This window comes from Rhizobium etli CFN 42 (assembly GCF_000092045.1).
Lineage (GTDB): Bacteria > Pseudomonadota > Alphaproteobacteria > Rhizobiales > Rhizobiaceae > Rhizobium > Rhizobium etli.
Map to the genome: position 1 here is coordinate 3,814,561 of NC_007761.1, position 24,325 is coordinate 3,838,885.

Genomic DNA, 24,325 nt, shown 5'->3' on the forward strand with positions numbered 1-24,325 from the left:
TATGGAAGAGTGAGGGGCTCCCCGTGATTTCCGAAACCGCCGTGCGCCGCAGTGGCTATTGGCTGATCGTCGTCGTGCTGGCGATGCTTGCAGGACTGCCGCTTGCCGTCTGGTTCGACATCAGCGATCTCTCAGGAAATACCCTCAGACGCCAGGCGCGCGATATGAGCTCGCTGATATCGAGCATCCGCTCCTACTATTCCGCCAATATCGTCGGACGCGTTCTGGCCGCGCACGCCAGCGGCGCGACCGCAGGCACGGTCGTCTCCCACAACTACGCCAACATCCCAGGCGCCATCCCGCTGCCGGCAACACTTTCGCTGGAACTCGGCGACGTCATCAAGGAGCAGCAGGCCAACATCACATACCGCTTCGTCTCCGATCTGCCGTTCAAGAGCCGCGCTTCCCATGAGCTCGACGATTTCGAGAAACGAGCGCTTGGCGCGTTGCGCGCCAATCCGCAGCAGACGTTGAGCGACCTCACCCGCGTCGGATTGACCGATACCTTGCGGTTCATCACGCCCGTCGTCATGGGCCAGGCCTGTGTTGCCTGTCACAACACCCACCCGGAAAGCCCGAAGACCGATTGGAAGGTCGGCGATGTACGCGGCATTCAGGAAGTGATCATCAAGCAACCCTATGCAAGCAACGTCTTCGCCTTCAAATATCTGCTCTGCTATTTTCTTTTTGTCGCCGTCATCGGCCTCAGCTTCATTCTGCTGCAGCGCCAGCAGGCCCGCGCGATCCATGGCGCCAACCGGGATCTCGAAGCGGCCAACGAATTCCTGGCGAGCGTTTCCCTGAAGATTTCACGCTATCTCTCGCCGCAGATCTATAAGAGCATCTTCAGCGGACAGAAAGACGTCGTCGTTCATACCGAGCGCAAGCGCCTGACGATTTTCTTCTCCGACATCAAGGATTTCACCGCGACCACCGAGCGGCTGCAGCCGGAAGCGCTGACGGAGATGCTCAACGAATATCTGACCGAAATGTCGAATATTGCGCTCACCCATGGCGGCACGGTGGACAAGTTCATCGGTGATGCCATGCTGGTGTTCTTCGGCGACCCGGAAACGAAGGGTCCGGAGGAAGATGCGAAGGCCTGCCTGCGCATGGCCGTCGACATGCAGCGCCGCCTCGGGGAGCTCAAGGATAGATGGCGCAGAAATGGGACCGAGGAGCCTTTCGTCGTGCGCATGGGAATCAACAGCGGTTACTGCAACGTTGGCAATTTCGGCAGCAATGACCGCATGGACTATACGATCATCGGCGCGGAGGCCAATCTCGCGGCCAGGCTGCAGTCGATCGCCCAAGGCGGGGAAATCGTCATCAGCTACGAAACCTATGCGCTGGTGAACGAGATCGTCGACGCCCATCCCCTGCCGCCGATCACCATGAAGGGCATCCAGCGCGAGGTCGTGCCCTATGCCGTCGATGGACTGACGCTCGGCGCCGACCACAAGAGCCGCGTTCTGAGCGAACATCTCTCTGGTCTCGACCTGCATCTGGATATGAGCCGGCTGGAGCCTGCCGATCGACTCCGGGTCAGGACGGCCCTCAAGGAGGCAATCGCCGCCCTGGACGACGCCTTGCCGGAAGCGGCTCGCTTGAGACAGGATGCAGGGCAGATGTGATTTTTCCAGCTGCCACCGATAACCATCTGGACTTCCCCTACTCGATCTGCTATCCCGCATCACCAATCGCAAGGCTGCGGCCGCGCGAACGTTATATTTTTGCCCCTGGCGCTGCGCTGCCTCAGGCATCAACCAAACCAAAGGAACGTGATTCTCGTGCAGGTACTTGTCCGCGATAACAATGTTGATCAGGCTCTCCGCGCTCTCAAGAAGAAGATGCAGCGCGAAGGCATTTTCCGCGAAATGAAGATGCGCGACTACTACGAGAAGCCGTCGCAGAAGCGCGCTCGCGAAAAGGCCGAGGCTGTTCGCCGTGTTCGCAAGCTGGCTCGCAAGCGCGCACAGCGCGAAGGCCTGGTCGCACGCTAAGCGTTGCCGTCGTTTTTTCGACGTTTTCAGATGCATTGTGGCGGGGGCGATGGGTTCGCCGCCCGCCTTTTTAGTTTGCCGCTGAAGATCGCATATCCGGATATTGGATATGCCGCATGGGGAAAGCGAGCCCGAATGGCTGATACCACCTTCAATCCGTCCCGCGCCTGGCGCTTTCAGAAAACCGCATTCCTCCCGGCTTTGACGCTGGCGGCCATGATCGGCCTCGCGGGCTGCGAGACGACCAACACCACGGATGCCGTAATCCGCATCGACAAGGCGCAGGGCTCGGAAGAGAACATTGCGTCGCTGACGGCCGTTATCAATGCCAATCCGAGGGATCCCGAAGGGTATAATGTCCGCGGTTCCGCCTATGGCCGCGGCGGCCAGTTCCGCCAGGCGCTAAATGATTTCAACACGGCATTGCAGATCAACCCGCGCTTCTTCCAGGCCTATGCCAACCGCGCCCTGGTCTATCGCAACATGGGCCAGCAGCAGCAGGCGATTGCCGACTACAACGCCGCCCTGCAGATCAATCCGAGCTACGACGTCGCTTATATCGGCCGCGGCAATGTCTATCGCATGGCAGGCCAGGACGATGCGGCTTTCAACGATTTCAGCAAGGCGATTCAGCTCGGCACGACCGATGGCCGCGCCTATCACAATCGTGGCCTGATCTACCAGAAGCGCAATCAGCAGGATAAGGCAATCGACGATTTCTCGAAGGCTATCTCGCTCGCCCCGAATTCACCAGAGCCCTATAATGGCCGCGGCATCTCCTACATCGCGCTGAATGACGACGACAACGCGTTTGCCGATTTCAATCACGCGATCGATCTCAACGGCAACATCGCCGAATCCTGGGCCAACCAGGCTCTTGTCTACGAACGTCGCGGCGACAAGGCAAAAGCGGCCCGCTCCTATCGCCATGCGGTCGGGCTTGACCCGAAATACCAGCCGGCCCGCGATGGTCTCGCCCGAGTCGGCGCTCCAGCCGGCTAAGGATGTGAATTGGGCAGCCGGAACATCGGATGCCGCAGAACCTTGGCGTTGCGGGAAATCTCCGGCAAAACCGCCTTATCGATGACCGGCCCGGTGCGCGCGTGCAGCGCCAGCAGCGGGAGCGTCTGTCATGCAGGCGGCCGCATCGCCTTTGAAAGAGAGGCGGAAAAACCGCCGCCGTCTTCGATGGCATGTCATACGATATTGCAACCTGCTTTTGCTCCCCCTAACATGCGGCTGCTTCGATAGCCCGCTATCGGGGTATGCGAAAACATGGTGAGGGCGGTTTGCGAGAGATGCGGATCTTTGCTTTCCTGACCGCAGACGAAAACGGTTGCGGACAGCGCGCACAGCAGCGCCGCGCGTCTTTCAAGACGCACAATGGACGCGGCAATACCGGGACTTGTGGCGGCGGCGCGCAATAAATGAAGATCGTCGCATTGTTTTTTCCCAAAGCTTCGATCGGCACCTATCTGGTCGCCATGGCGGTGGCAATCGCGCTGCCGATCTTCGCCTTCGTGGCGCTGCTTCTGCTGCAGCTGGAGGACAACCAGCGCTCGACGCTGAAGCGCGAGACGGCACAGGACGCGCTTGCCCTTTCGCGCATCATCGATCGCCAGCTTCAGGACATGGCGACGACGTTGCGGCTGCTGTCGAGCTCCCCGGAACTCGAAAACGGCGACTTCGCCTCCTTCCACGAACGCACGGAAGCCGCTCTGCGGAACAATACGCTCTATGTCCTCGCCGTCGACCGCGCCGGTCAGCAACTGCTGAACACACGCCGGCCTTTCGGTACGGTACTCGGAAAGACGGCAAACATCGCCGCCCTCGATGCCGCCATAAACTCCGGTCGCATCGAGGCGTCTGATGTGTTCCGCGGCAGAACCAGCGGCGAATGGGTCTATAACGTCACCCTGCCAAGAAAGAACGATCCGGTCGCCGCCCTGATCGTCACACAGGATGCCAAGGATCTCGGCAGGCTCGTGACGACCCAAGGTCTTGCCCCCGGCTGGTCGGCCGCCGTCCTCGATCAAAGCGGTCACGTGGTCGTTGCCGCCGGCCCCGCCGCCCTCGAACCCGGCACGCCCTTCGATCCGCGCATCCTGCCGGCGCTTAGCTTTTCCCGGGGAGTCTTCGAAGATAAGACGATCCTGCCGCATATGCTTCTCGGCTATGCACAAATTCCCGGCTGGTCTTGGAAGACGGTGATCTGGGGGCCGGTGGCGCAGGCTTCGATTCTCAGCACCTGGCGTTTTCTCATCATCGGAGGCGTTGCGCTTGTAATCGTCGCGGTGCTGGCCGCCTATGCCGTCGCGAGACAGGTCCGCACCACCATCCGCGAGATCGCCGACATGGCGAACCGCATGGGCCAGGGCCACATCGTCTCACCCGTTGAAACGAGCGTCACCGAGGCGAATCAGGTGGCGATCGCTCTTTCGAATGCCTCATTCGATCGCAGCCAGACCGAAGACCGGTTGCGCTTCGTCATGCATGAACTCGTCCACCGCACCAAGAATCTTCTCACGCTTGCTCAGGCCATGATGCGCCAGCTCGCCAAACAGGCCGACAGCGTCGAAACCTTTCAAGCCGCTGTCGCCAACCGCCTTGAGGGCCTAGTACGTTCGATCGAGCTTCTGACCAGCGAGCAATGGGGAGGCGTGTCGCTCCGGCGGGTGGTCGACATCCATCTGCAGGCTTTCCCACAATCGCGCGAACAGATCGAAATCACAGGCGAAGATTTCGTCCTGAAGCCGGATGCGGTGCAGAATCTCGGCCTTGCTCTGCATGAGCTCGCTACCAATTCGGTGAAATATGGCGCGCTCTCCGTCCCGCAGGGCCGCGTCCGCTTCGACTGGCACGATGTCAGGGACGAAAACAAGCCGGATGCCCTGCTCCGCTTCACCTGGGAGGAGTGCGGCGGCCCGCCGGTTACAGAGCCCTCCCGCTCAGGCTTCGGCACAACCGTCATCAAGGCGCATGCCGCTTCCGCCTTCCGAGGCACGGTGCAGGTCGATTTCCGGCCCGAAGGCCTGTTATGGGTGCTGACAGCCCAGCGCGCGACGCTGGAGCGGGAATAACCCAGGAACAATCGCCACCTCAACCGGTTCGAACAGGTCGTTTTCAAGGAGAAGGACCATGTTCAAGCAAACGATGATCGCCGCCGCGGCTCTGACGGCGGTTGCCTGGGCAAGCCCGGCGAGCGCGGAAAATTATGTGACGCTTGGCCGTCTGGTCTGCGGATCAGATGGCGGTCAGGGTCTGATCGTCACCTCGCAAAAGAACCTCATCTGCACGTATACGCCGGCAGCCGGGGGCGCCAAGGCCGTCTATGCCGGAAAAATCGAGAAGTTCGGCCTCGACATCGGCCAGACGGGCAAGAGCGTGATGATCTGGCAGGTGCTGGCAAAGACCGGCACCAAGATGCCGCAATTTGCTCTTGCCGGCGAATATTACGGTGTCGGCGCCGATGCGAGCATCGGTGCGGGCGCCGGCGCCAAAGTGATCGCCGGAGGCACCAATAAGGCCTTCATGCTGCAGCCGCTGAATGTCCAGGCCCAGGAAGGGCTGAACCTGGCGATCGGCGTCGAGAAGATGACGCTGGTGCCGGGCGAGATATGAGAAAGCAGCCCCGAAGGGCGGCTGCATCCTCAATGCGCGATCGCCTTATTGATATCCTCGGTCATTTTCTTAGCGTCGCCGAGTAGCATCATCGTGCCGTCCTTGTAGAACAGCGTGTTGTCGATGCCGGCATAACCCGAACCAAGCGAGCGCTTGACGAACAGGCAGGTCTTCGCCCGATCGACGTCGAGGATCGGCATGCCGTAGATCGGCGAGGTCTTGTCGTCGCGCGCTGCCGGATTGGTGACGTCATTGGCGCCGATGACATAGGCGACGTCGGCCTGGGCAAATTCCGAATTGATGTCCTCGAGCTCGAAGACCTCATCATAGGGAACATTGGCTTCGGCCAGCAGCACGTTCATATGACCTGGCATGCGGCCGGCGACCGGGTGGATCGCATATTTCACCTCGACGCCGTTCTTCTTGAGATTATCGGCGAGTTCGCGCAACGCATGCTGAGCCTGGGCGACCGCCATGCCGTATCCCGGCACGATGATGACCTTGGAGGCATTCGCCATCAGATAGGCTGCATCCTCGGCGGAGCCGAGCTTGACGGTCCTGTCTGACGTATCGGTCCCACCCGGCGCCGTCTCGCCACCGAAACCGCCGAGAATGACCGAGACGAAGGAGCGGTTCATCCCTTTGCACATGATGTACGACAGGATGGCGCCTGAGGAGCCGACGAGCGCGCCGGTGATGATCAGCGCCAGATTGCCGAGCGTGAAGCCGATGCCGGCCGCAGCCCAGCCGGAATAGGAGTTCAGCATCGAGACGACGACCGGCATGTCGGCGCCGCCGATCGGCACGATCAGCAGAACGCCGAGCGCCAGCGACAGCGCCACGACCGCCCAGAAGTCGAAATGGCTCTCGGTAGCGGCAAGGCCGATAATGAAGAGCACGATCAGCACCAGCAGGGCCGCATTGATCAGATGCCGGTAGGGCAGCAGGATCGGCTTACCGGACATGCGCCCGTCGAGCTTCAGGAAGGCAATGATCGAGCCGGTGAAGGTCAGCGCCCCGATAGCAACGCCGAGCGCCATCTCGATGCGTGCCTCGGTGTGGACATGGCCGATCTCGCCGATGCCGAAGGAGGCGGGCGTATAAAGCGCGGAGGCCGCGACCAGCACGGCGGCAAGCCCGACCAGCGAATGGAAGCCGGCGACGAGCTGCGGCATCGAGGTCATGGCGATGGTGCGAGCGACATAGGCGCCGACGCTGCCGCCGATGGCAAGGCCGAGGACGATCAGCACGAAGCCGCCAAAGTTGGGCGTCGCCAGCACCAGCGTCGTCAGGATGGCGATTCCCATGCCAACCATGCCGTAGAGATTGCCCTTGCGGCTGGTGGCCGGATGGGAGAGGCCGCGCAGCGCCAGAATGAAAAGCACGCCGGAGACGAGGTAGAGGAAAGTTGCGATATTGGTCATCGGTCCCTCACCTGTCTTTCTTGCGGTACATCGAAAGCATGCGCTGAGTGACCAGGAAGCCGCCGAAGATGTTGACCGAAACCAGAACCAGGGCGACGAAACCGAAGCCGGTCGCAAGCCCGCTTGTGGAGATACCGACCGCCAGCAGCGCACCGACGACGATGACCGAGGAGATCGCGTTGGTCACCGCCATCAGCGGCGTATGCAGCGCCGGCGTCACCGACCAGACGACGTAATAGCCGACGAAAATCGACAAGACGAAAATCGCCAGCTGGAAGACGAAGGGATCGATGGCCCCGCCCGTTGCCGCACTTGCCGCTTCCGGGGCATGCGCGGCTGCAGTGGCGACGGCCGTCACGGCGTCGTTCAACTGCTGCAGCGCTCTGTCCATTGCTTCACTGGCCATCACATGTCCCCCTTCTTCGCGCCGCCGAAGGCGGGATGAACCACGTCACCGGCATAGGTCAGCATCGTTGCCTTGACGAGCTCGTCGTCGAGGTTGACGACGACCGCCTTCGTTTCCTTGTTGACCATCGTCTCGAGGAAGGTGACGAGGTTCTTGGCGTAGAGCGCCGAGGCGCTGGCCGCGACCCGGCCCGGCATGTTGGCGAAGCCGATCACCTGGACGCCTTCGACATCGGCGACCTCGCCGGCAACAGCGCCCTCGATATTGCCGCCGCGCTCGACCGCGAGATCGACGGCGACCGCACCCGGCTTCATCGAGGCGAGCATGGCGCGTGAGACGAGCCGCGGCGCCGGGCGACCGGGAATGAGAGCGGTGGTGATGACGATATCCTGCTTGGCGATATGTTCGGCCACAAGCGCTGCCTGCTTTGCCTGATAGTCTGCCGACATTTCCTTGGCATAGCCACCGGCCGTTTCCGCCGCCTTGAACTCCTCGTCCTCGACGGCGATGAACTTGGCGCCGAGCGAGGCGACCTGCTCCTTGGCGGCCGGGCGAACGTCGGTGGCCGAGACCGCCGCACCGAGGCGGCGCGCGGTGGCGATCGCCTGAAGACCCGCGACGCCGGCACCCATGACGAAGACCTTGGCAGCCGGCACGGTGCCTGCCGCCGTCATCATCATCGGCATGGCGCGGTCATAGACTGCCGCCGCCTCGATGACCGCCTGATAGCCGGCAAGATTGGCCTGCGACGAAAGCACGTCCATGGACTGTGCACGGGTGATGCGCGGCATCAACTCCATGGCGAAAGCCGAAAGCCCGGCACTTGCGAGTGCGGCAATCGCCTCGTCATTGCCGTAGGGGTCCATGATCGCAATGACGACAGCGCCGCTCTTGTAACCCGCGATTTCCGATGTGCCCGGGCGGCGCACCTTCAGCACCACGTCGGCGGAGGCAGCATCGGCAAAACTGCCGATCCTGGCGCCTACGGCCTCGAACTCAGCGTCCGGAATGCGCGAAGCCGCACCGGCGCCGGCCTCGACGATGACGTCGAAACCGAAGCCCTTCAGCTTCTTCACGGTCTCGGCGGAGGCCGCGACACGCGTCTCCCCGTCCGTGACTTCCTTTGCAACGAAAACAGTATTGCCCAACTGCCCCCTCCTCCGGGTCAGCCAGACCGCCGCAGGCTCGCCTGCGCAGGCCAAGCACCTAGAGCAATTCCGGGAAAGGTGCGAAGCGGCTTTCCGTCCGGAATTGCGTAAATCCAAAAGGTTAGAGCGGTTCTGCGCGTCCGCGAAAAGCTGAACCGCTCTAGTTCACAAAGCTTCGGAGAAGCCCCCTCCCCTTGGAGCGCCGTGCGCCCCCGCACAAAGACGCTCCAACTCCCTGAATCGACACATCTTGTTTGCCCAAAATTGATTGTGATTCTCAGGCCGACGCGCCAGCCACGATCAGCGGAACAGGAAGATGCCGGCGGCGAGAAGAACGATAAAGACGAAGAGACCGCCGAGAAGACCGGCGCCGCCGAAGAAACCGGCGGTCATCGCCAGCAGGAGAACGACGAGAAGCATCGTGCCGTATTTCGTGCCGGCAATGAACATGTTGTAGGTCTGCTCATGTTCCTTGTAATCCATCGGCGCGCCGGTCTCGACCGGTCCGGTATGATGTTCGGCCATAAATATCGTCTCCCTGAAATGCTTTTGCGCTACCTGATTCCCTCTTAGGCCGAGGGAAGTCCCTGCCTGCAGGAATTACACAATGACAGGCGAAAGCGCAATGCATGAGAATGCCGCAGCCGCGGGTTCCAAACACCTTCTCCCGCAAGGAAAAACGTGAGGGCATGGGCTGCGGATCTTGTCACCGCCGCGTAACCTCTCCTCACTCGCAGAGCAGGAGAAATTACAGCGGCAGGTCGGTGCCCAGTTCGCCTGGCGGCACGAAACGCGCCGTCGGAATGATGGTGAGCGGCGGCAGCGTGTCATTGGGATTGCGCGAAAACATCATGCGCTGCTCACTGGCGCTGGAGATGAAGAAGGGATAGCGCGTCAATAGCTTGCGCCCGACTTCGATCACATTCGTCGCCATCAGCGTCACGTCAACCCCGTAACTCTCCGCCAGCCGGCCGGGCACAATGGTATCGGCATAGAAGACCCGCTTGTAGAAGGCGGCATGTGGGGGCCGGACGGATTGAATAACGCGGTCCGCCCTGAAATACGCTGCCGCAACGATGGCAGGCCTCAGCGTCAGATAGGGAACCCATGGCAGATCGGAAGTGAGTTCCGGATCGGCCGCGAAACGCGCAGGGTCGATCAAGGTCAGCCCTGCGTCGAGAAGCTCATTCATCGCCTCTGGGAAGGCCTCTCCGGACCGGCTGATACGGTGCTCCGGCGTCACATAGTGAATTCGGATCGTACTGATCAGTTCACCATAATAGTACAGGCCGAAGACATAGGCATGGCTGTCGAAATCGACATCGTCCAACAGGCCTCCCGGGGCAAGCGACAACGCGCCATGGGCCTTGTAGGCCTTGTAGCGCAGGCGTTCTACCTCCTCCATATCTTCGCTGCTTTCGACGCGGCGATACTCGACATGATCCAAAATTTCCAAAATTTTTGTGCTGAAATCGCTACGCGTGAACAGTATTTCCGACATTTCCTCGATCCGCTCGTTAACGGATCATTAATCATATGCCGGCAAGATTTAGGCAAGGAAATCCGATAATTCGGGCCGTTTATAAAGTATTAAGGTTAACGGCGCGGGGGGATGATCGGCGGAAAGCAGCAGCTGCGGAACGCTCAGGCGACCTTGTTGCGACGGCGCTGGATGGCGCGGCGGCCGATGCCCTGCCGCAACAGCGGGATGTTCTGGGAAGGCACGGGCTGCGAGAAAACATAGCCCTGCACGAGATCGGTGCTGCGGTGCTTGTTGAGCAGCGCGAGCTGCTCCTCGGTCTCGACGCCCTCGATGACGATCTTCAGGCCGAGCTCCCGGGCAAGATTGACCGTGCCGCGCAGCAGCTTGAGACGCCGGGTATCTTCGACGATATTGCGCACGAAGGAACGGTCGATCTTGACGATGTCGAGGGGCAGCGTGTCGAGATAGCTGAGGCTGGAGAAGCCGGTGCCGAAATCGTCGATGGCGATGGTGATGCCGCGGGCCCTCAGCTCCGCCAGGATGGCGCGCACGGCCTGCGGCTCGTCGATCAGGCAGCTTTCGGTGACTTCGAGATGCAGCCGCGCCGCATCGAGGCCGGAATGAGCGAGCGCGTCGGCGACCACCAAAAGGATATCGGCATCACGCAGGTCACGCGCCGAGAGATTGACCGAAACGGCGATATCGTCCGGCCAGGTCATGCATTCGCTGCAGGCCTTGAACAGGACGAAACGGGTGATGTCGGAGATGATCCCCATATCTTCGGCGAGCCGGATGAACACATCGGGCGGGATCGAACCCTTCTCCGGATGCACCCAGCGGGCCAGCGCCTCGGCGCATTCGATCCGCGAGCCGTCGGCGCGAAACATCGGCTGGAAGACGAGATGCAGCGCCTGCGCCGAAACCGCCTCGCGCAGGTCCGCCTTCAGCTTCTGCTGTTCGATGTAGCGCCCGTCCATCTCCCGCTCGAAGCCCGATATGCCGCCCCTGAAACGGGACTTGCTTTCGAATAGGGCAAGATCCGCCTTGACGCTCCACTCGTCCATCGCAAAGGCCGAGCTTTCGAGGATCGCGTAGCCGGCGCTGAGCGACACGAGGAAGGTCAGCTCGTCGACCTCGTAATGGCCTTGAATGGCGGCATGCACCCGGCGGATTTCGAGATCGAGCGACGGCGATTCCTTCGCATGCGGGAAGAACAGGATGAACTGATCTCCCATCAGCCGGCCGAGAATGGCCGTGCCGCATGCTTCCTTGATGCGGGCGGCGATGGCGCAAAGCAGATGGTCGCCGGTCACATGGCCGCGCATGTCGTTGACATGCTTGAACTCATCGATATCGAGCACCATGAAGCCGAGCGGCCCGGACTTTCTCGGATGTTTGGCGAGATATTCCTGCACCAGCTGGCCGAAATATTCGCGGTTCGGCAGGCCGGTCAGCGCATCGAAGCGGACCATGTGCATGATCTTCTGCTCCGCCTTCACCCGGCTCGATACGTCCTCGAAGATCAGCACGGCGCCGCCGTCGGCTCTCCGGCTGGCGGAGAATTCGAGCGACAGATCCTCGGGGAAATGGATGAGCGTGCGTGACAGGTTGCCGTCGGCGACCTGGGTGAGCTGGCGCAGGATGAGCTCCGGCTGCGAGGCATCCATGAAGCTGTAGCGGGCGCCGTAGCGCAGCACGGCGCCGAGATCGCGGTCCTTCAGCCGCTCAGGCGCACCGATCTTCAGAAGCTCGCAGGCCTTGCGGTTGATGACCTGGACGCGGTTTTCCGCATCGACCATGACGAGACCATGCGGCATGTTGTTGAGTGCCGTATCGAAACGGTCGGCGATGATGGTGATTTCCCGCCGCGCGATGACATTCTCATAGAGAAACTCGCGCACGCCGTTCGCCATCGCCCGCGTCGTCAGCCAGAAGGGGATGAGGAAGATCGACAGCACGCCGCGATAGAAATCCATCGCCAGCAGGCTGCAGACGATCATCGGCAGGCAGCAGAAGAACGTCTGGAGATCGACTGCGAAGCGCGAGCCGTAGTTGCGCCCGACGACGGAAACCATCGTCGCCATGGTGACGGAAATGCAGGCAAGTTCGGCAAAGGAATCGTGGAGGAAGATGGCGTAGCCGCTGGCAAAGCCAAGGAGGGCGGTGGTGCAGGCCCCGCTGGCAACGAGAATCCGCTCCCAACGCTCGATTCCGGCGTGCGACAAGCTCTCCTTGTCGACACGATCAAACTGCCGGAAGATGGCCATGCGGGCGCTGAAAACCAGAAGGAAGGCGACCGACAGCGGAATATAGACGGAGGATTGCGTTTTGGCGGCTACGGCAAGGCACGTCGCCACATGGACGATCACGCCGACAAGGAGCGTCATGCGGTTCCCGGACAGGGAGCTCACAAACGACAAATACACATCTAAAGGGACCCTGTTCGGGTTATCTGGCTTCATCCACACTTTCCCTGTGCGCGGGGATTCTAAGCCCAATCCTTTAAAAATTGATTTCAATCGAATCAGACATTTGGTCAAATTTTCTAAAACCACTGGCTGAGCAGCACAGCTTTCACGTGATAATGCAGCCTTCTCGCGAGATCGTTGAAATATTAATCCACGCCTGGGTTGTTGAAATCTCTTCAAGCCATTTGCATCGGGCCATAGCAGCTGCCGCATAGGCTCGAAAAGGAATCGTTTTCGGAAAGCCCGCCGTTTTTGCGCGTCGAGAAGGACGAGGCAATGTTGTAAGACTATACGCCTAGGCGCGGCATTTATCCTTCCAATTTCAAAAGCCGTGGTCTACACCGATTCTAAAGAGGGAGAGCTGCCGAAAAACGGCAGGACAAGAACAAGGGAAACGCATGTCGGGACTTCTGGCGGCAAGCCGGCTGATTGATTCGGTCAGCCGGATGATGGGCAAACTTTCCGAATATATGGTGCTGTTCTGCTGTCTGATCAGCGCCGGAAACGCCATCGTCCGCTATGCCTTCAATTACAGTTCGAACGGCTGGCTCGAGATTCAGTGGTATCTCTTCGCCTTCGTCGTCATGCTCGGCGCCTCGCATGCGCTGCGCAACAATGAGCACGTCCGCGTCGACCTGATCTACGGCGCCGTATCCGACAAAGCGAAGATCTGGATCGACATCGTTGGCCTCATCCTGTTCCTCATCCCAGTCTGCGTCTTCCTCACCTGGCTCTGCTGGCCCTTCTTCGCGCTGTCCTACCGGCAGGGGGAGATTTCCGGCAATGCCGGGGGGCTGATCCGCTGGCCCGTCAAGCTGATCCTCGTTGCGGGTTTTGCGCTGCTTTCCCTCCAGGGCGTTTCGGAGCTGATCAAGCGGATCGCAGCGCTGACCGGCCATATCAGCATCGACACCAAATACGAAAAGCCGCTGCAATAGCGCTCCCGGGAGGAACGGATTTGTTTGATTTCGGCATCATTCCGCCGGCCATGTTCCTGGGCATGGTCATCTTCATGCTCTACGGCTTTCCGGTGGCCTTTTCGCTTGCCGCCGTCGGCATGTTCTTCGGCATCATCGGCATCGTCACCGGCCATTTCAGCGAAGCCTTTCTGCAAGCGCTGCCGCTGCGCTTTTTCGGCATCGTCTCCAACGACCTCCTGCTTGCCATTCCCTTCTTCACCCTCATGGGAGCGGTGTTGGAACGCTGCGGCCTTGCCGAGGATCTGCTCGAGGGGACCGGCAAGCTCTTCGGCGGCATTCCCGGGGGCCTCGCCTACGCCGTCATCCTCGTCGGCGCTGTGCTCGGCGCCATCACCGGCACGGTCGCGGCCTCCGTCATCACTATGGGGGTGATCTCCCTGCCGATCATGCTGCGCTACGGCTACAGCCCGCGCCTTGCCACCGGCGTCATCGCTGCTTCGGGCACGATCACTCAGGTGATCCCGCCCTCGCTCGTGCTCGTCGTCCTCGCCGACCAGCTCGGCCGATCGGTCGGCGACATGTATCTCGGCGCGATAGGCCCTTCGATCCTGCAGGTGACCATCTTCGTGCTCTTCGTCCTGGTGATGTCGATCGTCCGGCCGAAATCGATGCCGCCGCTGCCGAAAGAGGTGCGCGGCGACTTCAACTGGGCGCTGCTCGTCAAGGTGCTGATGGGCATGGTGCCGTCGATCGTGCTGATCTTCCTTGTGCTCGGGACGATCTTCATGGGTCTTGCAACGCCGACGGAAGCCGGCGCGCTCGGCGTCGTCGGCGCCATGCTGCTCGCCGCGATGAATCGGCGCCTCACCTGGCCGCTGATCCGCGAGGCGATGACGTCGACCACCCACATCACCTCGATGGTGGTGATGATCCTGATCGGCTCCACCTGTTTCAGCCTGGTCTTTCAGGGCATGGACGGTTCACGCTGGATCGAGCACATGCTGTCGGGCATCCCGGGCGGCCCGGTCGGTTTCCTGATCTTCGTCAACATCTTCATCTTCGTGCTCGCCTTCTTCCTCGATTTCTTCGAGATCGCCTTCATCGTCATCCCGATGCTCGCCCCCGTCGCCTCCAGTCTCGGCATCGACCTGATCTGGTTCGGCGTGCTGATCTGCGTCAACATGCAGACGAGCTTCATGCATCCGCCCTTCGGTTTTGCGCTCTTCTATCTGCGCTCGATCGCCAGCAAGGACGTCAAGACTTCGGATATCTACATGGGCGCCCTCCCCTGGGTCGGCATGCAGATCATCCTGGTGGCAATTGTGATCTTCTGGCCGCAATCGGTCACCTACTGGCTGGACCATGGCCCGAAGGTCGACCCGAATTCGATCAAGATCGAAGTGCCGGGCTTCGGCGGCCAGCTCGGCCTGCCGCCGGTGGGCGGGGGCGGCAATGGCGCGCCGCAGATTCCGGGCCTCACCCTGCCGCCGCTGAACGGTCTGCCGGGAGCGCCGCCGCCACCTGCTAAATAACATGGAAAAGCAAAACCCCCGGACGGAAAATCCGGGGGTTTTGTTGCCGGCCCTCATCAGGCGTGGCGAACGCCGCTGGCGGAAAGCTTAAAGCTTGCCGGCCCGCTGCTGGATCATCATGAACGTATCGAAGGTGTATTCCGAGAGCTGCATCCAGAGATAGGCATCACGCTTGAAGGCCGTCTGGTCCTCATAGATCTTCTTGAAATACTGGTTCGTGCCCGAGATCTCATTGTAAATGCCGGTCGCCGCCTGGAAGCAGGCCTCCATGATCTCCTGGCTGAACGGGCGCAGCGTCGCCCCTTCCGCAACCAGTTGCTTCAGTGCGGTCGGGTTCTTCATGTCGTATTTCGCCAGCATGTTGGTGTTGGCGAAGGCGCAGGCATCGGTGAGCGCTGCCTGATAGTGCTTGGGCAGGCCGCTCCATTTTTCGAGATTGAAGAAGGCGTGCACCGTCGGTCCGCCTTCCCACCAGCCTGGATAATAGTAGTACTTCGCCACCTTGTGGAAGCCAAGCTTCAGGTCGTCATAGGGGCCGACGAACTCGGCCGCATCGATCGTGCCTTTTTCCAGCGCCGGGTAGATGTCGCCGCCGGCGATCTGCTGCGGGATGACGCCGACCTTCTCCATGATGCGGCCGGCGAGGCCGGCGATGCGCATCTTGACGCCCTTGAGGTCATCGAGTGTATTGATTTCCTTGCGGAACCAGCCACCCATCTGCGCACCGGTATTGCCGGCCGGCAGCGCATACATGCCCTGCGTGGCGTAGAATTCGTTCATCAGCTTGTTGCCGTTGCCCTCATAGAACCAGGCGTTGGTCAGGCGGCTGTTGAGGCCGAAGGGAATGGCCGTGCCGAAAGCATAGGCCGGATCCTTGCCGACGAAATAATAGGAGGTGGTATGTGCCGCCTCGACCGTGCCGGCGGCCACCGCATCGACGGCCTGCAGGCCCGGCACCACTTCACCGGCTGCGAAAGGCTGGATGGTGAAATTGCCGTCTGTCGCGGCAGCAACATGCTTGGCGATATCCTCGGCCCCACCATAGATCGTGTCCAAGCTCTTCGGAAACGACGACGTCATACGCCATGCGATCTTCGGATTCTCTTGCGCGATCGCAGGCGCTGCCAGCGCCGTTGCGGCAACCGCGCCGGCGCCGGCGGTTCCCGCCTTCTTGAAAAACGAACGACGATCCATCAAAAACCTCCCGTATAGATGACACTGCGCGGCCAATCCATCCCTACTCGCAGCGAGGGCAGAGCTAAGCATGGAGGGGGCCGCGATTCAAGCTTTAGTCTATTAGCCTTTGGCATCAGGATAGCAATAGGTAGCGCGCGGGGCGCCTATCAAAATCAGCAGCTTAGCGCGAGCCCCGGAACCGCGGCGCCGTTTACGGCGCAATTGGTCATCGGACAAAGCCAGGCGTTGACTTCACCGCCGTTCTGGCGGCAAAAACGAAGAGCAGAAGATTTTACTGGTGCAAACATGACGAAACCGATCGTTGCCATTCCTGCCGATATCCGCAGCTTCGACGGCGCGACCTGGCATGCCGTACAGCATCAATATCTCAGTGCCGCATTGAATGCGGCCGGCGTCATGGCCTTCTTGATTCCCGCCTTCGAGGCAGGTTACGATCCCGACGCGGTGCTCGACCGCATCGATGGTCTGCTAGTATCGGGCTCAGCCAGCAATGTGCATCCCTCGCTTTACGGCGCCGAGGCGACCGACCGGGACGGCCCCTTCGACCCCGCCCGCGACGCCACCAGCCTGCCGCTCATCTGCCGCGCCATCGACCGTGCCATCCCGCTGCTCGCCATCTGCCGCGGCATTCAGGAATTGAACGTCGCGCTCGGCGGCTCATTGGCAAGCGAGATCCACGAGCAGCCCGGCATCTGGGACCATCGCCGGCCGGAAGGCGTCGACCGCGACGGCATGTATGCCATCCGCCAGACTGTCCATATCAAGGAAGGTTCCTGCATCGCAGACATTCTCGGTCCGGGCGATATCCGCGTCAATTCGCTGCATCGCCAGGCGATCGCCAGAACCGCGCCCCGCCTGCAGGTGGAGGCCACCGCCGAAGACGGCACGGTGGAGGCCGTTTCCGTCATCGATGCCAAGGCCTTCGCCGTCGGCGTGCAATGGCATCCGGAATATTGGGCGGAAACCGACAAGGCGTCGAATAAATTGTTTGCCGCTTTCGGCGAGGCCGTCCGCAGCTACGCCGCAGGCAAGCCGCCGACCGTCGCCGCGCAGGCAATCGTTTGATAACGGGCGCGACGCTTCGCCGGTGTAGCTAACTCTTCTGCGGGGTCTCCGGCACCGGCGTCAGCGCCGACCCCTTTTCGAACCAGGCGATGAGATTGTCGGCGACAAGATCCGCCATGGCATTGCGCGTCGGCACTGATGCCGAAGCGACATGCGGCAGCAGCACGGCATTTTCGGCCGTAAGCAGATCGGTCGGCACCGTCGGCTCTTCGTAGAAGACGTCGAGACCGGCCGCCCCGAGCACGCCGGATGCAAGCGCCGTGCCGAGCGCCTCTTCGTCCACCGTCCAGCCACGGCCGACATTGACGAGAATACCATCCGGGCCGAGGGCCGCCAGAATATCGGCGTCGATGGTCTTATGTGTCTGCGGCGTTTTCGGAACGATGGCGATCAGCGTATCCACCGCTTCCGCCAGCCCCTTCAGCGTCGGGTAATAATCATAAGATACGTCGGCATGGCGCGATCGGGTGTGGTAGCTGATCTTCACCTTGAACGGCTCCAGCCGTTTGGCGATTTCGAGCCCGATGCGGCCAAGGCCGTAGAGCCCGACATGGCGGCCCTTGAGCGAGAAGCGCGACAGCGGATAGGCCGTGCCCGGCCTCCAGTTGCCGTCGCGCAGCCAGGCTTCGGCCCGCGGCAATTCGCGGATCGTATTCAGGAGCAGGCCGATCGTCGTGTCGGCGACCTCGTCGTTCAGAACATCAGGTGTATTGGTGACGACAATACCCTTTTCGGCAGCACGCTTTACATCCATACCGTCATAACCGACCCCGAAACTGGCGATCACCTCCAGGTTGGGCAGCTGGTCCATCCAGGCGCCTGGAAAGGCGCCGGAAACCGCGACGCCGCGAATGCGACCGCCGGTTTCTCCGTCGAGAGCAAGCCTTTCGCCGCGTGGGACGGCGATAATCTCAAAACGATCCTTCAGCCTTTCGAGAACACACTCGTGTATCTTCCCAGGAACGAGAATGGCGATGCGGGACATGGCTTTTCCTCTTGGACGGGGGTCTGGGTCAGGCGCGGGGCCGATGGGGACTGGTCGACTGGCGGATACGCATCTCCGGCTTGATGAGATGCATGCCGTCAGGTTCGTGGCTGCCGGCAAGACGATCGAGAAGTGCGCGCGCAGCCAGGCGGCCGACTTCGGTCTGGCCGTTCCAGACGGTTGTCAGCGCCGGCGTGGCGATCGAAGCTTCCTCGAGATCGTCATAACCGGTGACGGAAATGTCGCGCCCCGGGACCAGGCCGGCGCGGGCAATGCCGTTCATCAGGCCGATGGCGACGAGGTCGTTCCAGCAGACGGCCGCCGTCGGCTTCTGCGGCAGCGAAAGGAAATGCACCGCGGCCTCGAAACCGCCCTGCTTCGAGCGCGGGCCGGGAATGCGCAGATTCGGATCGACTTCGATGCCGGCCTTGCGCAGCGCATTGACATAACCCTGGTAGCGGTCGCGGCCGGTGGATGTCTGGTCCGTACCGCCGATCATGGCGATCGAGCGGTGACCGAGACCGATCAGGTGGTTGGTGGCGAGCGAGATGCCGTAGCTGTCGTCGCCGCGATAGGTCGGCAGTTCCAGACCGTCCATCGAGCGGGCGACGAGGATCGCCGGCATGCCGTTTTCTTCCGCCAGCTGCAGGTCTTCCGGCGGCGTGCCGATCGCCGGCGACATGATCACACCGTCGCCGCCGAGCTGCAGCAGCGTCTCGATAAAGGTGCGCTGCTTTTCGACATTGTCGTAATGGTTGGAAAGAATGAACGTGTGGCGGCTGCGATCGAGCTCGCTTTCGATCGCCTTCAGAATTTCCCCGTAAAAGGGGTTCATGATGTCGTGCACGACGACGCCGATGATGCCCGAGCGTGAGGTGCGCAGGCTGGCGGCACGTCGGTTGTAGATGTAGCCGAGCGCGCGCGCCTGCTCCTTGATCTTCTCCCGCGTATTGCCGGCCACCAGCGGGCTGTCGCGCAAGGCAAGCGACACGGTCGCGGTTGAAATGCCGAGCGTTTCGGCGATTGTGGAAAGCTTGATCTTCTGGACCACGTGTCCTCCTCCAGGCAGCACGCAAGCAGCAAGGCCGCACGGTAACCGGCGCGGCCCTTAAAATGTTTAATTAAAAGATTTAACCAGCGGAGGCAATTCGTCTTTCAGGAGAAATTCAGTCTTCGTCCGGTTCTTCGATGTGAATGGCTTCCGCCTGCAGATTGGCGTCGATCGCCTTCAGCAGACGCACCAGATTGCGGATTTCCTTTTCTGAGAATTCCTGCGTCGCCAGTCTGTCGCAGGCCGAGGCCGCCATTTCGATCGCCCGCACGCTGTCACGGCCGAGCGGAGTGAGATAGACCTTCGTGAGGCGCGCATCCTCGGCATCGGGCTTGCGCTCGAGAAAGCCCTGGGCCTCCATGCGGCCGATGGTACGCGTCATGGTCGGCGCCTTCACTCCGAGCTTTTGCGCAAGACCACCCGCCGTCATGCCGTCGCTCTCCGCAAGCGAAAGAATGACGCCGTCCTGCCCGGCATAGAGGCCGCTTTCAAACAGGTTGCGCGAGAGTACCGTGCGCATGGAACGGGCCGCCTGGGTGAGCGCCGGAGAAAGGTCGATGAGCGTGTACTCCGTCTGATCCTTCTTCTTGGACTTGCTCTTCTTGCCGTCCTTATGCTTCTTTCCCATAGCCATCCCTTTGATCTTTAAGCCCCGACGCCGCTGCGATATGACATTGCCCATGATCTCGTCATAAACAAGAGGCAACGACCGGATGATGACGCCTTCGCCCCGCTTCGACGACAGCGGCTCGGTCTGCGCCCCCGGCGCGCGCCGCCCGATTGCCGTGCTGCCGCTCGGTGCCCATGAGCAGCACGGCCCTCACCTGCCCTTCGAAACCGACACGCTGATTGCCGAAGGCATCGCCGGACGATTGAAGATGGCCCTGCCCGCCGGCCTGCCCGTCATCTTCCTGCCCGCCGAATCGGTCGGCTACTCCATAGAGCATATGGATGTTGAAGGAACGAAGACGCTCGCCTTCGACGAAGCGGTCAACCGCTGGCTCGGCATTGCCGAGGGGCTGGCGAAGAGAGACATTCGCAAATTCGTGATGCTGAACGCCCATGGCGGCAATTCGCCTCTGATATCAGTCGTCGCGACCGAGGCACGGGTCCGCTTTGCCATGCTGGCGGTGGCGACGAGCTGGACCCGCTTCGGTTTGCCGGATGGCGTCATCCCGCCGGAGGAAAAGGCGATCGGCATCCATGGCGGCGATATCGAGACCTCGGTCATGCTGGCGCTTCACCCCGACAAGGTCGACATGGCAAAGGCTGAGGATTTTTCCTCGCGGCAGGCGGAATTCGCCACCTGCTTCAAGCACCTGCGCGCCTACGGCCCGCACGCCTTCGGCTGGAAGATGTCGGATATCAACGAACAAGGCGTGGCGGGCAATGCCTCGGCTGCGACGGCCGAAAAGGGCGAGGCGCTGATTGCGCATGCGGTGAAGGGGCTGGTGGAACTTTTGGAGGATGTCGATGCATTCGACGTCAGCGAGCTCCGTTAAAAGCAATCATCCGCATCGGACGGCAATGTGATCTTATAACATATAAAATCCTTTGAACTGCCGTGCCCATGCCATTATATGAGACCAACCGCTCAAGCAGCCGATCCCACGCCGTTCGGCCCTACGCCTAATTTAGAGGTTCTCATGACCGATGCGATCTCCACCCAAAAGCCCATTCCCGTCACCGTGCTCACCGGTTATCTCGGTGCCGGAAAGACGACCTTGCTCAACCGCATCCTGTCCGAAAATCACGGCAAGAAATACGCGGTCATCGTCAACGAGTTCGGCGAAATCGGGATCGACAACGACCTAATCGTCGAGTCGGATGAAGAAATCTACGAGATGAACAACGGCTGCGTCTGTTGCACGGTGCGCGGCGACCTGATTCGCGTCGTAGAAGGACTGATGCGCCGCCCCGGCCGCTTCGACGGCATCATCGTCGAGACGACGGGGCTCGCCGATCCGGTACCGGTCGCCCAGACCTTCTTCATGGACGACGATGTACGCGCCAAGACCGAGCTCGACGCCGTCATCGCCCTCGTCGACGCCAAGCACCTGCCGCTGCGCCTGAAGGACAGCCGCGAGGCCGAAGACCAGATCGCCTTCGCCGACGTCGTCGTCATCAACAAGAGCGACCTCGTGACCCCGGAAGAACTGGACGTTATCGAAGATATTGTCCGCGCCATCAACCCGGCGGCTCGCGTCTACAAGACCAGCCGCTCCGGCGTCGACCTCGCCCGCGTGCTCGATCAGGGCGCCTTCAACCTCGAGCGCGCGCTCGAGAACGATCCGCATTTCCTCGAACACGGCCACGACGACCATGTCTGCGGCCCGGACTGCGATCACGATCATCACCATGATCACGATCATCACCATGATCACGACCATCACCATCACGATCACGACCATCATCACCATGGCGCGATGTCGGCGATCCATGATGTGACGGTGCAGTCGGTGTCGCTGCGCGGCGGTGAGATGAACCCGGAGCGCTTCTTCCCCTGGATCCAGAAGATCACCCAGGTTCAGGGACCGAACATTCTTCGCCTCAAGGGCATCATCGCCTTCAAGGACGACCCCCAGCGTTACGTCGTCCAGGGCGTGCACATGATCGTCGAAGGAGATCACCAGCGTCCGTGGAAGGACGGCGAGAAGCATGAAAGCCGTCTCGTCTTCATCGGTCGTGATCTCGACCGCGAAAAACTCGAGGCATCCTTCAAGGCCTGCGAGGCAGCCGCCTGATGCCGACAGTTGCGCCGTTTGATCTCGACGGCCACGTTCTGGCCGTCGAATTTTTAGGTGATATCCCCTTCTTCGCAAGCGCAAACGGCACGTTTCACCGGCTGGACGGCGGCGAGAGGGTTTCAGAAGCCCATCAGGGCATGCTCACCGCGATCCGCGATCCCCACAGCGAAAGCCTGATCTCGGGCGGCGAGGACGGAAAGGTTCTGCGTATCGCAGCCGACGGCAGCGTCAGCGAACTCGCGACTGCGCCGCGCAAATGGATTTCGCAGGTCGCGGCCGGGCCCCAAGGCGCCATCGCCTATTCCTATGGCAAGAGTACGCTCGTGCGTCTTGCCGACGGCACGACCAAGGAATTCCCCGAGGAGCGCACCGTCGAAGGCATCGCCTTCGCGCCGAAGGGTCTGCGCATCGCCGCCGCCCGTTACAACGGCGTGTCGCTCCACTGGGTCGGCATGAGCGCCAAACCGGTCGATCTCGAATGGAAAGGCGCGCATACCGGCGTGACCTTCTCGCCTGATGGCAATTTCCTCGTCACCTCGATGCAGGAAAACGCGCTGCACGGCTGGAAGCTCGATAGCAAGCCCGGCGCCGAAGCCCGCCATATGCGCATGACCGGCTATCCCGCCAAGGTGAAATCCCTCTCCTGGTCGGTCAAGGGCAAATGGCTCGCCTCCTCCGGCGCGCCGGCGGCCATTGTCTGGCCTTTCCAGGGCAAGGACGGCCCGATGGGCAAGGCGCCGCTGGAGCTCGGTACCCGCGCGAATATCATGGCGACCTCTGTGAAATTCCATCCGCTGGAGGATATTCTTGCCATCGGCTTCGTCGACGGCATGATCCTCGCCGTTCGCATCGCCGACAGCAAAGAAGCGCTGCTGCGCCGCCCCGGCAAGGGCGCGATCACGGCGATGAGCTGGAGCGCAAACGGCAAGCTGCTCGCCTTCGCCTCCGAAGCCGGCGATTGCGGCGTCATCGACATCTCGGCTTGAGGCCGCGTTGCCCGCAATGGCCGATGCCTTGACGGAACCTGAAATCGTTGCACCTGCAGGCGGCGGCAAGGATCGGGCGTGTCACCCCGTGGGAGCGGCTGCCCGTTCTTCATACGCTTGAGGAAGAAGAGCCTGACGTGCTCTTTCATCGGCGCCGGCTTCCGAAGCTGGACGCCTGCCTGAACGAACTGGCTAGAAGATCGGATGGCAAGGCTTTAGAATATCGGGCTTGCCACTGTCTTGGCCGGGCGAACATGAAAATCCGCGCAGCGATTGCCTGAGCGTGACGAACGGAGGAAAACGTCAATGCCGAAATCGACCGGCCTCGGTTTGGCCGGGCCACAGGCTCAGTCCCTCGATAGCGTATTCGCCGTCTGGGCGGTGATCCGCGCCGAAGCGAACGACCTTGCGACGCGCGAGCCGATATTGCGGCAGCTGCTTGCCGAGCAGGTGACGGACACCGCCGGCAGCCATGAAATCCTCGCTCGTGTGCTGGCCGCGCGGCTCTCAGTGGCGCAAGTTGAAACGGGCGATTTGTTCGATCTCATCCTGTCCACGCTCGATGACGATATCATGCGGAAAGTCGAGGCAGATCTCGCCGCCGTGCGCGAGCGTGATCCGGCCTGCACGACGTTTCTGCACGCGCTTCTGAACCTCAAAGGCTTTCATGCGCTCCAGACCCATCGCATAGCCCACGTGCTCTGGAACGCCGGCCGCCCGGAAATCGCCACCTGGCTCGCCAATCTCGCCTCACTGGTCTTCGGCCCGGACATCCATCCGGCAGCGCAGATCGGCGCTGCCATCATGCTCGACCATGGCTCGGGCATCGTGATCGGCGAAACGGCGGTGATCGAAGACGAAGTGTCGATCCTCCAGAACGTCACGCTCGGCGGCACCGGCAAGGAGACGGGCGACCGTCATCCGAAGATCCGCCACGGCGTCATGATTGGCGCGGGCGCCAAGATCCTCGGCAATATCGAAATCGGCGCCTTCAGCAAAATCGCCGCCGGCAGTGTCGTACTGAAGCCGGTCCCCGAACATTGCACGGTCGCCGGCGTGCCGGCCGCCGTCGTTCGTATCCATCGTGTCGACGAAATCCCGGCCGACACGATGGATCAGAATATTTAGGTAATCGCTTTAGGGACGCGCCCATGCGCTATGCTTGCTGGTTTTCCCAAAAGGCTTTGCCGGAGCAGATCGCTTGAGCGCATGACGCCCTTGGAAAGGCTGGCAAAAAGCCCGCGCCGTAACCACGGCAGGTCCGCCTGCCTGCATGGTGAAGCGCGGAT

General features: G+C 61.3%; 22 protein-coding genes. 12 read left to right on the forward strand and 10 right to left on the reverse strand.

Going from position 1 to position 24,325, the window contains the following annotated elements:
• The first annotated feature begins 83 nt into the window (after positions 1 to 83).
• The 5 genes from RHE_RS18440 (at position 84) to RHE_RS18460 (ending at position 5,624) form a co-directional block, all read left to right on the forward strand.
• Positions 84 to 1,634, forward strand: a complete 1,551-nt coding sequence (locus tag RHE_RS18440) for an adenylate/guanylate cyclase domain-containing protein (protein WP_244425798.1) — start codon at positions 84 to 86, stop codon at positions 1,632 to 1,634.
• Between the two features lie 156 nt (positions 1,635 to 1,790).
• Positions 1,791 to 2,003, forward strand: a complete 213-nt coding sequence (gene rpsU / locus RHE_RS18445) for a 30S ribosomal protein S21 (protein ID WP_003585885.1) — start codon at positions 1,791 to 1,793, stop codon at positions 2,001 to 2,003.
• Positions 2,004 to 2,138: 135 nt separating this feature from the next.
• Positions 2,139 to 3,005 carry a tetratricopeptide repeat protein gene (locus RHE_RS18450; protein ID WP_011426822.1) on the forward strand — a complete coding sequence of 289 codons (867 nt, stop codon included), beginning with the start codon at positions 2,139 to 2,141 and terminating at the stop codon, positions 3,003 to 3,005.
• A gap of 425 nt (positions 3,006 to 3,430) precedes the next feature.
• Positions 3,431 to 5,083, forward strand: coding sequence for a sensor histidine kinase (locus tag RHE_RS18455; protein WP_011426823.1), 1,653 nt, complete (start codon positions 3,431 to 3,433; stop codon positions 5,081 to 5,083).
• Between the two features lie 58 nt (positions 5,084 to 5,141).
• Positions 5,142 to 5,624, forward strand: a complete 483-nt coding sequence (locus RHE_RS18460) for a DUF992 domain-containing protein (protein ID WP_011426824.1) — start codon at positions 5,142 to 5,144, stop codon at positions 5,622 to 5,624.
• A gap of 29 nt (positions 5,625 to 5,653) precedes the next feature.
• On the opposite strand, the gene RHE_RS18465 is transcribed toward RHE_RS18460, so the two are convergent.
• The 6 genes from RHE_RS18465 to RHE_RS18490 form a co-directional block, all read right to left on the reverse strand.
• On the reverse strand, positions 5,654 to 7,048 hold the full coding sequence (locus tag RHE_RS18465; protein WP_011426825.1) for an NAD(P)(+) transhydrogenase (Re/Si-specific) subunit beta: 1,395 nt from the start codon (positions 7,046 to 7,048) through the stop codon (positions 5,654 to 5,656).
• A gap of 7 nt (positions 7,049 to 7,055) precedes the next feature.
• Positions 7,056 to 7,454 carry a proton-translocating transhydrogenase family protein gene (locus tag RHE_RS18470; protein WP_003582338.1) on the reverse strand — a complete coding sequence of 133 codons (399 nt, stop codon included), beginning with the start codon at positions 7,452 to 7,454 and terminating at the stop codon, positions 7,056 to 7,058.
• On the reverse strand, positions 7,454 to 8,602 hold the full coding sequence (locus RHE_RS18475; protein ID WP_042119023.1) for a Re/Si-specific NAD(P)(+) transhydrogenase subunit alpha: 1,149 nt from the start codon (positions 8,600 to 8,602) through the stop codon (positions 7,454 to 7,456). The genes RHE_RS18470 and RHE_RS18475 overlap by 1 nt, the downstream gene beginning before the upstream one ends.
• A gap of 300 nt (positions 8,603 to 8,902) precedes the next feature.
• On the reverse strand, positions 8,903 to 9,127 hold the full coding sequence (locus RHE_RS18480; RefSeq protein WP_011426827.1) for an aa3-type cytochrome c oxidase subunit IV: 225 nt from the start codon (positions 9,125 to 9,127) through the stop codon (positions 8,903 to 8,905).
• A gap of 223 nt (positions 9,128 to 9,350) precedes the next feature.
• Positions 9,351 to 10,103, reverse strand: a complete 753-nt coding sequence (locus RHE_RS18485) for an N-acyl amino acid synthase FeeM domain-containing protein (protein ID WP_042119025.1) — start codon at positions 10,101 to 10,103, stop codon at positions 9,351 to 9,353.
• 143 nt (positions 10,104 to 10,246) lie between these two features.
• A complete protein-coding gene (locus RHE_RS18490; protein WP_042119027.1) occupies positions 10,247 to 12,547 on the reverse strand; it encodes a putative bifunctional diguanylate cyclase/phosphodiesterase in 2,301 nt (766 codons plus the stop codon).
• A 404-nt stretch (positions 12,548 to 12,951) separates the two neighbouring features.
• Between RHE_RS18490 and RHE_RS18495 the strand changes: the two genes are divergently transcribed.
• Together RHE_RS18495 and RHE_RS18500 are read left to right on the forward strand one after the other, a co-directional pair.
• Positions 12,952 to 13,491 carry a TRAP transporter small permease subunit gene (locus RHE_RS18495; protein ID WP_011426830.1) on the forward strand — a complete coding sequence of 180 codons (540 nt, stop codon included), beginning with the start codon at positions 12,952 to 12,954 and terminating at the stop codon, positions 13,489 to 13,491.
• 20 nt (positions 13,492 to 13,511) lie between these two features.
• A complete protein-coding gene (locus tag RHE_RS18500) occupies positions 13,512 to 15,005 on the forward strand; it encodes a TRAP transporter large permease (protein WP_020922288.1) in 1,494 nt (497 codons plus the stop codon).
• An 87-nt stretch (positions 15,006 to 15,092) separates the two neighbouring features.
• On the opposite strand, the gene RHE_RS18505 is transcribed toward RHE_RS18500, so the two are convergent.
• Positions 15,093 to 16,199, reverse strand: a complete 1,107-nt coding sequence (locus RHE_RS18505) for a TRAP transporter substrate-binding protein (RefSeq protein WP_011426832.1) — start codon at positions 16,197 to 16,199, stop codon at positions 15,093 to 15,095.
• 288 nt (positions 16,200 to 16,487) lie between these two features.
• Between RHE_RS18505 and RHE_RS18510 the strand changes: the two genes are divergently transcribed.
• Positions 16,488 to 17,267 (forward strand): gamma-glutamyl-gamma-aminobutyrate hydrolase family protein, encoded by a 780-nt coding sequence (locus RHE_RS18510; RefSeq protein WP_042119029.1) that lies wholly within the window; start codon positions 16,488 to 16,490, stop codon positions 17,265 to 17,267.
• Positions 17,268 to 17,295: 28 nt separating this feature from the next.
• Here RHE_RS18510 and RHE_RS18515 read toward each other — a convergent pair whose 3' ends face one another.
• The 3 genes from RHE_RS18515 to RHE_RS18525 all read right to left on the reverse strand — a co-directional run bounded on the left by RHE_RS18515 (position 17,296) and on the right by RHE_RS18525 (position 19,931).
• Entirely contained in the window at positions 17,296 to 18,252 is a 957-nt protein-coding gene (locus RHE_RS18515) for a 2-hydroxyacid dehydrogenase (protein WP_011426834.1), read from the reverse strand.
• 28 nt (positions 18,253 to 18,280) lie between these two features.
• Positions 18,281 to 19,303 (reverse strand): LacI family DNA-binding transcriptional regulator, encoded by a 1,023-nt coding sequence (locus tag RHE_RS18520; RefSeq protein ID WP_020922290.1) that lies wholly within the window; start codon positions 19,301 to 19,303, stop codon positions 18,281 to 18,283.
• A 115-nt stretch (positions 19,304 to 19,418) separates the two neighbouring features.
• On the reverse strand, positions 19,419 to 19,931 hold the full coding sequence (locus RHE_RS18525; protein ID WP_020922291.1) for a MarR family winged helix-turn-helix transcriptional regulator: 513 nt from the start codon (positions 19,929 to 19,931) through the stop codon (positions 19,419 to 19,421).
• 85 nt (positions 19,932 to 20,016) lie between these two features.
• Here RHE_RS18525 and RHE_RS18530 point away from each other — a divergent pair, with 85 nt between their 5' ends.
• The 4 genes from RHE_RS18530 to cysE all read left to right on the forward strand — a co-directional run bounded on the left by RHE_RS18530 (position 20,017) and on the right by cysE (position 24,164).
• Complete coding sequence (locus RHE_RS18530) at positions 20,017 to 20,805, forward strand: creatininase family protein (protein ID WP_011426837.1); 789 nt, start codon at positions 20,017 to 20,019, stop codon at positions 20,803 to 20,805.
• A 144-nt stretch (positions 20,806 to 20,949) separates the two neighbouring features.
• On the forward strand, positions 20,950 to 22,047 hold the full coding sequence (locus tag RHE_RS18535) for a CobW family GTP-binding protein (RefSeq protein ID WP_011426838.1): 1,098 nt from the start codon (positions 20,950 to 20,952) through the stop codon (positions 22,045 to 22,047).
• Complete coding sequence (locus RHE_RS18540; protein ID WP_011426839.1) at positions 22,047 to 23,036, forward strand: WD40 repeat domain-containing protein; 990 nt, start codon at positions 22,047 to 22,049, stop codon at positions 23,034 to 23,036. The genes RHE_RS18535 and RHE_RS18540 overlap by 1 nt, the downstream gene beginning before the upstream one ends.
• 306 nt (positions 23,037 to 23,342) lie before the next feature.
• On the forward strand, positions 23,343 to 24,164 hold the full coding sequence (gene cysE / locus RHE_RS18545; protein ID WP_011426840.1) for a serine O-acetyltransferase: 822 nt from the start codon (positions 23,343 to 23,345) through the stop codon (positions 24,162 to 24,164).
• Positions 24,165 to 24,325 lie beyond the last annotated feature (161 nt).

Bases quoted from the DNA above. Each gene is read 5' to 3' on its own strand.
- RHE_RS18440 (WP_244425798.1), top strand. From the start codon at position 84: ATGCTTGCAGGACTGCCGCTTGCCGTCTGGTTCGACATCAGCGATCTC.
- RHE_RS18450 (WP_011426822.1), top strand. From the start codon at position 2,139: ATGGCTGATACCACCTTCAATCCGTCCCGCGCCTGGCGCTTTCAGAAA.
- RHE_RS18455 (WP_011426823.1), top strand. From the start codon at position 3,431: ATGAAGATCGTCGCATTGTTTTTTCCCAAAGCTTCGATCGGCACCTAT.
- RHE_RS18460 (WP_011426824.1), top strand. From the start codon at position 5,142: ATGTTCAAGCAAACGATGATCGCCGCCGCGGCTCTGACGGCGGTTGCC.
- RHE_RS18465 (WP_011426825.1), bottom strand. From the start codon at position 7,048: ATGACCAATATCGCAACTTTCCTCTACCTCGTCTCCGGCGTGCTTTTC.
- RHE_RS18470 (WP_003582338.1), bottom strand. From the start codon at position 7,454: ATGGCCAGTGAAGCAATGGACAGAGCGCTGCAGCAGTTGAACGACGCC.
- RHE_RS18480 (WP_011426827.1), bottom strand. From the start codon at position 9,127: ATGGCCGAACATCATACCGGACCGGTCGAGACCGGCGCGCCGATGGAT.
- RHE_RS18485 (WP_042119025.1), bottom strand. From the start codon at position 10,103: ATGTCGGAAATACTGTTCACGCGTAGCGATTTCAGCACAAAAATTTTG.
- RHE_RS18490 (WP_042119027.1), bottom strand. From the start codon at position 12,547: ATGAAGCCAGATAACCCGAACAGGGTCCCTTTAGATGTGTATTTGTCG.
- RHE_RS18495 (WP_011426830.1), top strand. From the start codon at position 12,952: ATGTCGGGACTTCTGGCGGCAAGCCGGCTGATTGATTCGGTCAGCCGG.
- RHE_RS18505 (WP_011426832.1), bottom strand. From the start codon at position 16,199: ATGGATCGTCGTTCGTTTTTCAAGAAGGCGGGAACCGCCGGCGCCGGC.
- RHE_RS18510 (WP_042119029.1), top strand. From the start codon at position 16,488: ATGACGAAACCGATCGTTGCCATTCCTGCCGATATCCGCAGCTTCGAC.
- RHE_RS18515 (WP_011426834.1), bottom strand. From the start codon at position 18,252: ATGTCCCGCATCGCCATTCTCGTTCCTGGGAAGATACACGAGTGTGTT.
- RHE_RS18525 (WP_020922291.1), bottom strand. From the start codon at position 19,931: ATGGGAAAGAAGCATAAGGACGGCAAGAAGAGCAAGTCCAAGAAGAAG.
- RHE_RS18530 (WP_011426837.1), top strand. From the start codon at position 20,017: ATGATGACGCCTTCGCCCCGCTTCGACGACAGCGGCTCGGTCTGCGCC.
- RHE_RS18535 (WP_011426838.1), top strand. From the start codon at position 20,950: ATGACCGATGCGATCTCCACCCAAAAGCCCATTCCCGTCACCGTGCTC.
- RHE_RS18540 (WP_011426839.1), top strand. From the start codon at position 22,047: ATGCCGACAGTTGCGCCGTTTGATCTCGACGGCCACGTTCTGGCCGTC.
- cysE (WP_011426840.1), top strand. From the start codon at position 23,343: ATGCCGAAATCGACCGGCCTCGGTTTGGCCGGGCCACAGGCTCAGTCC.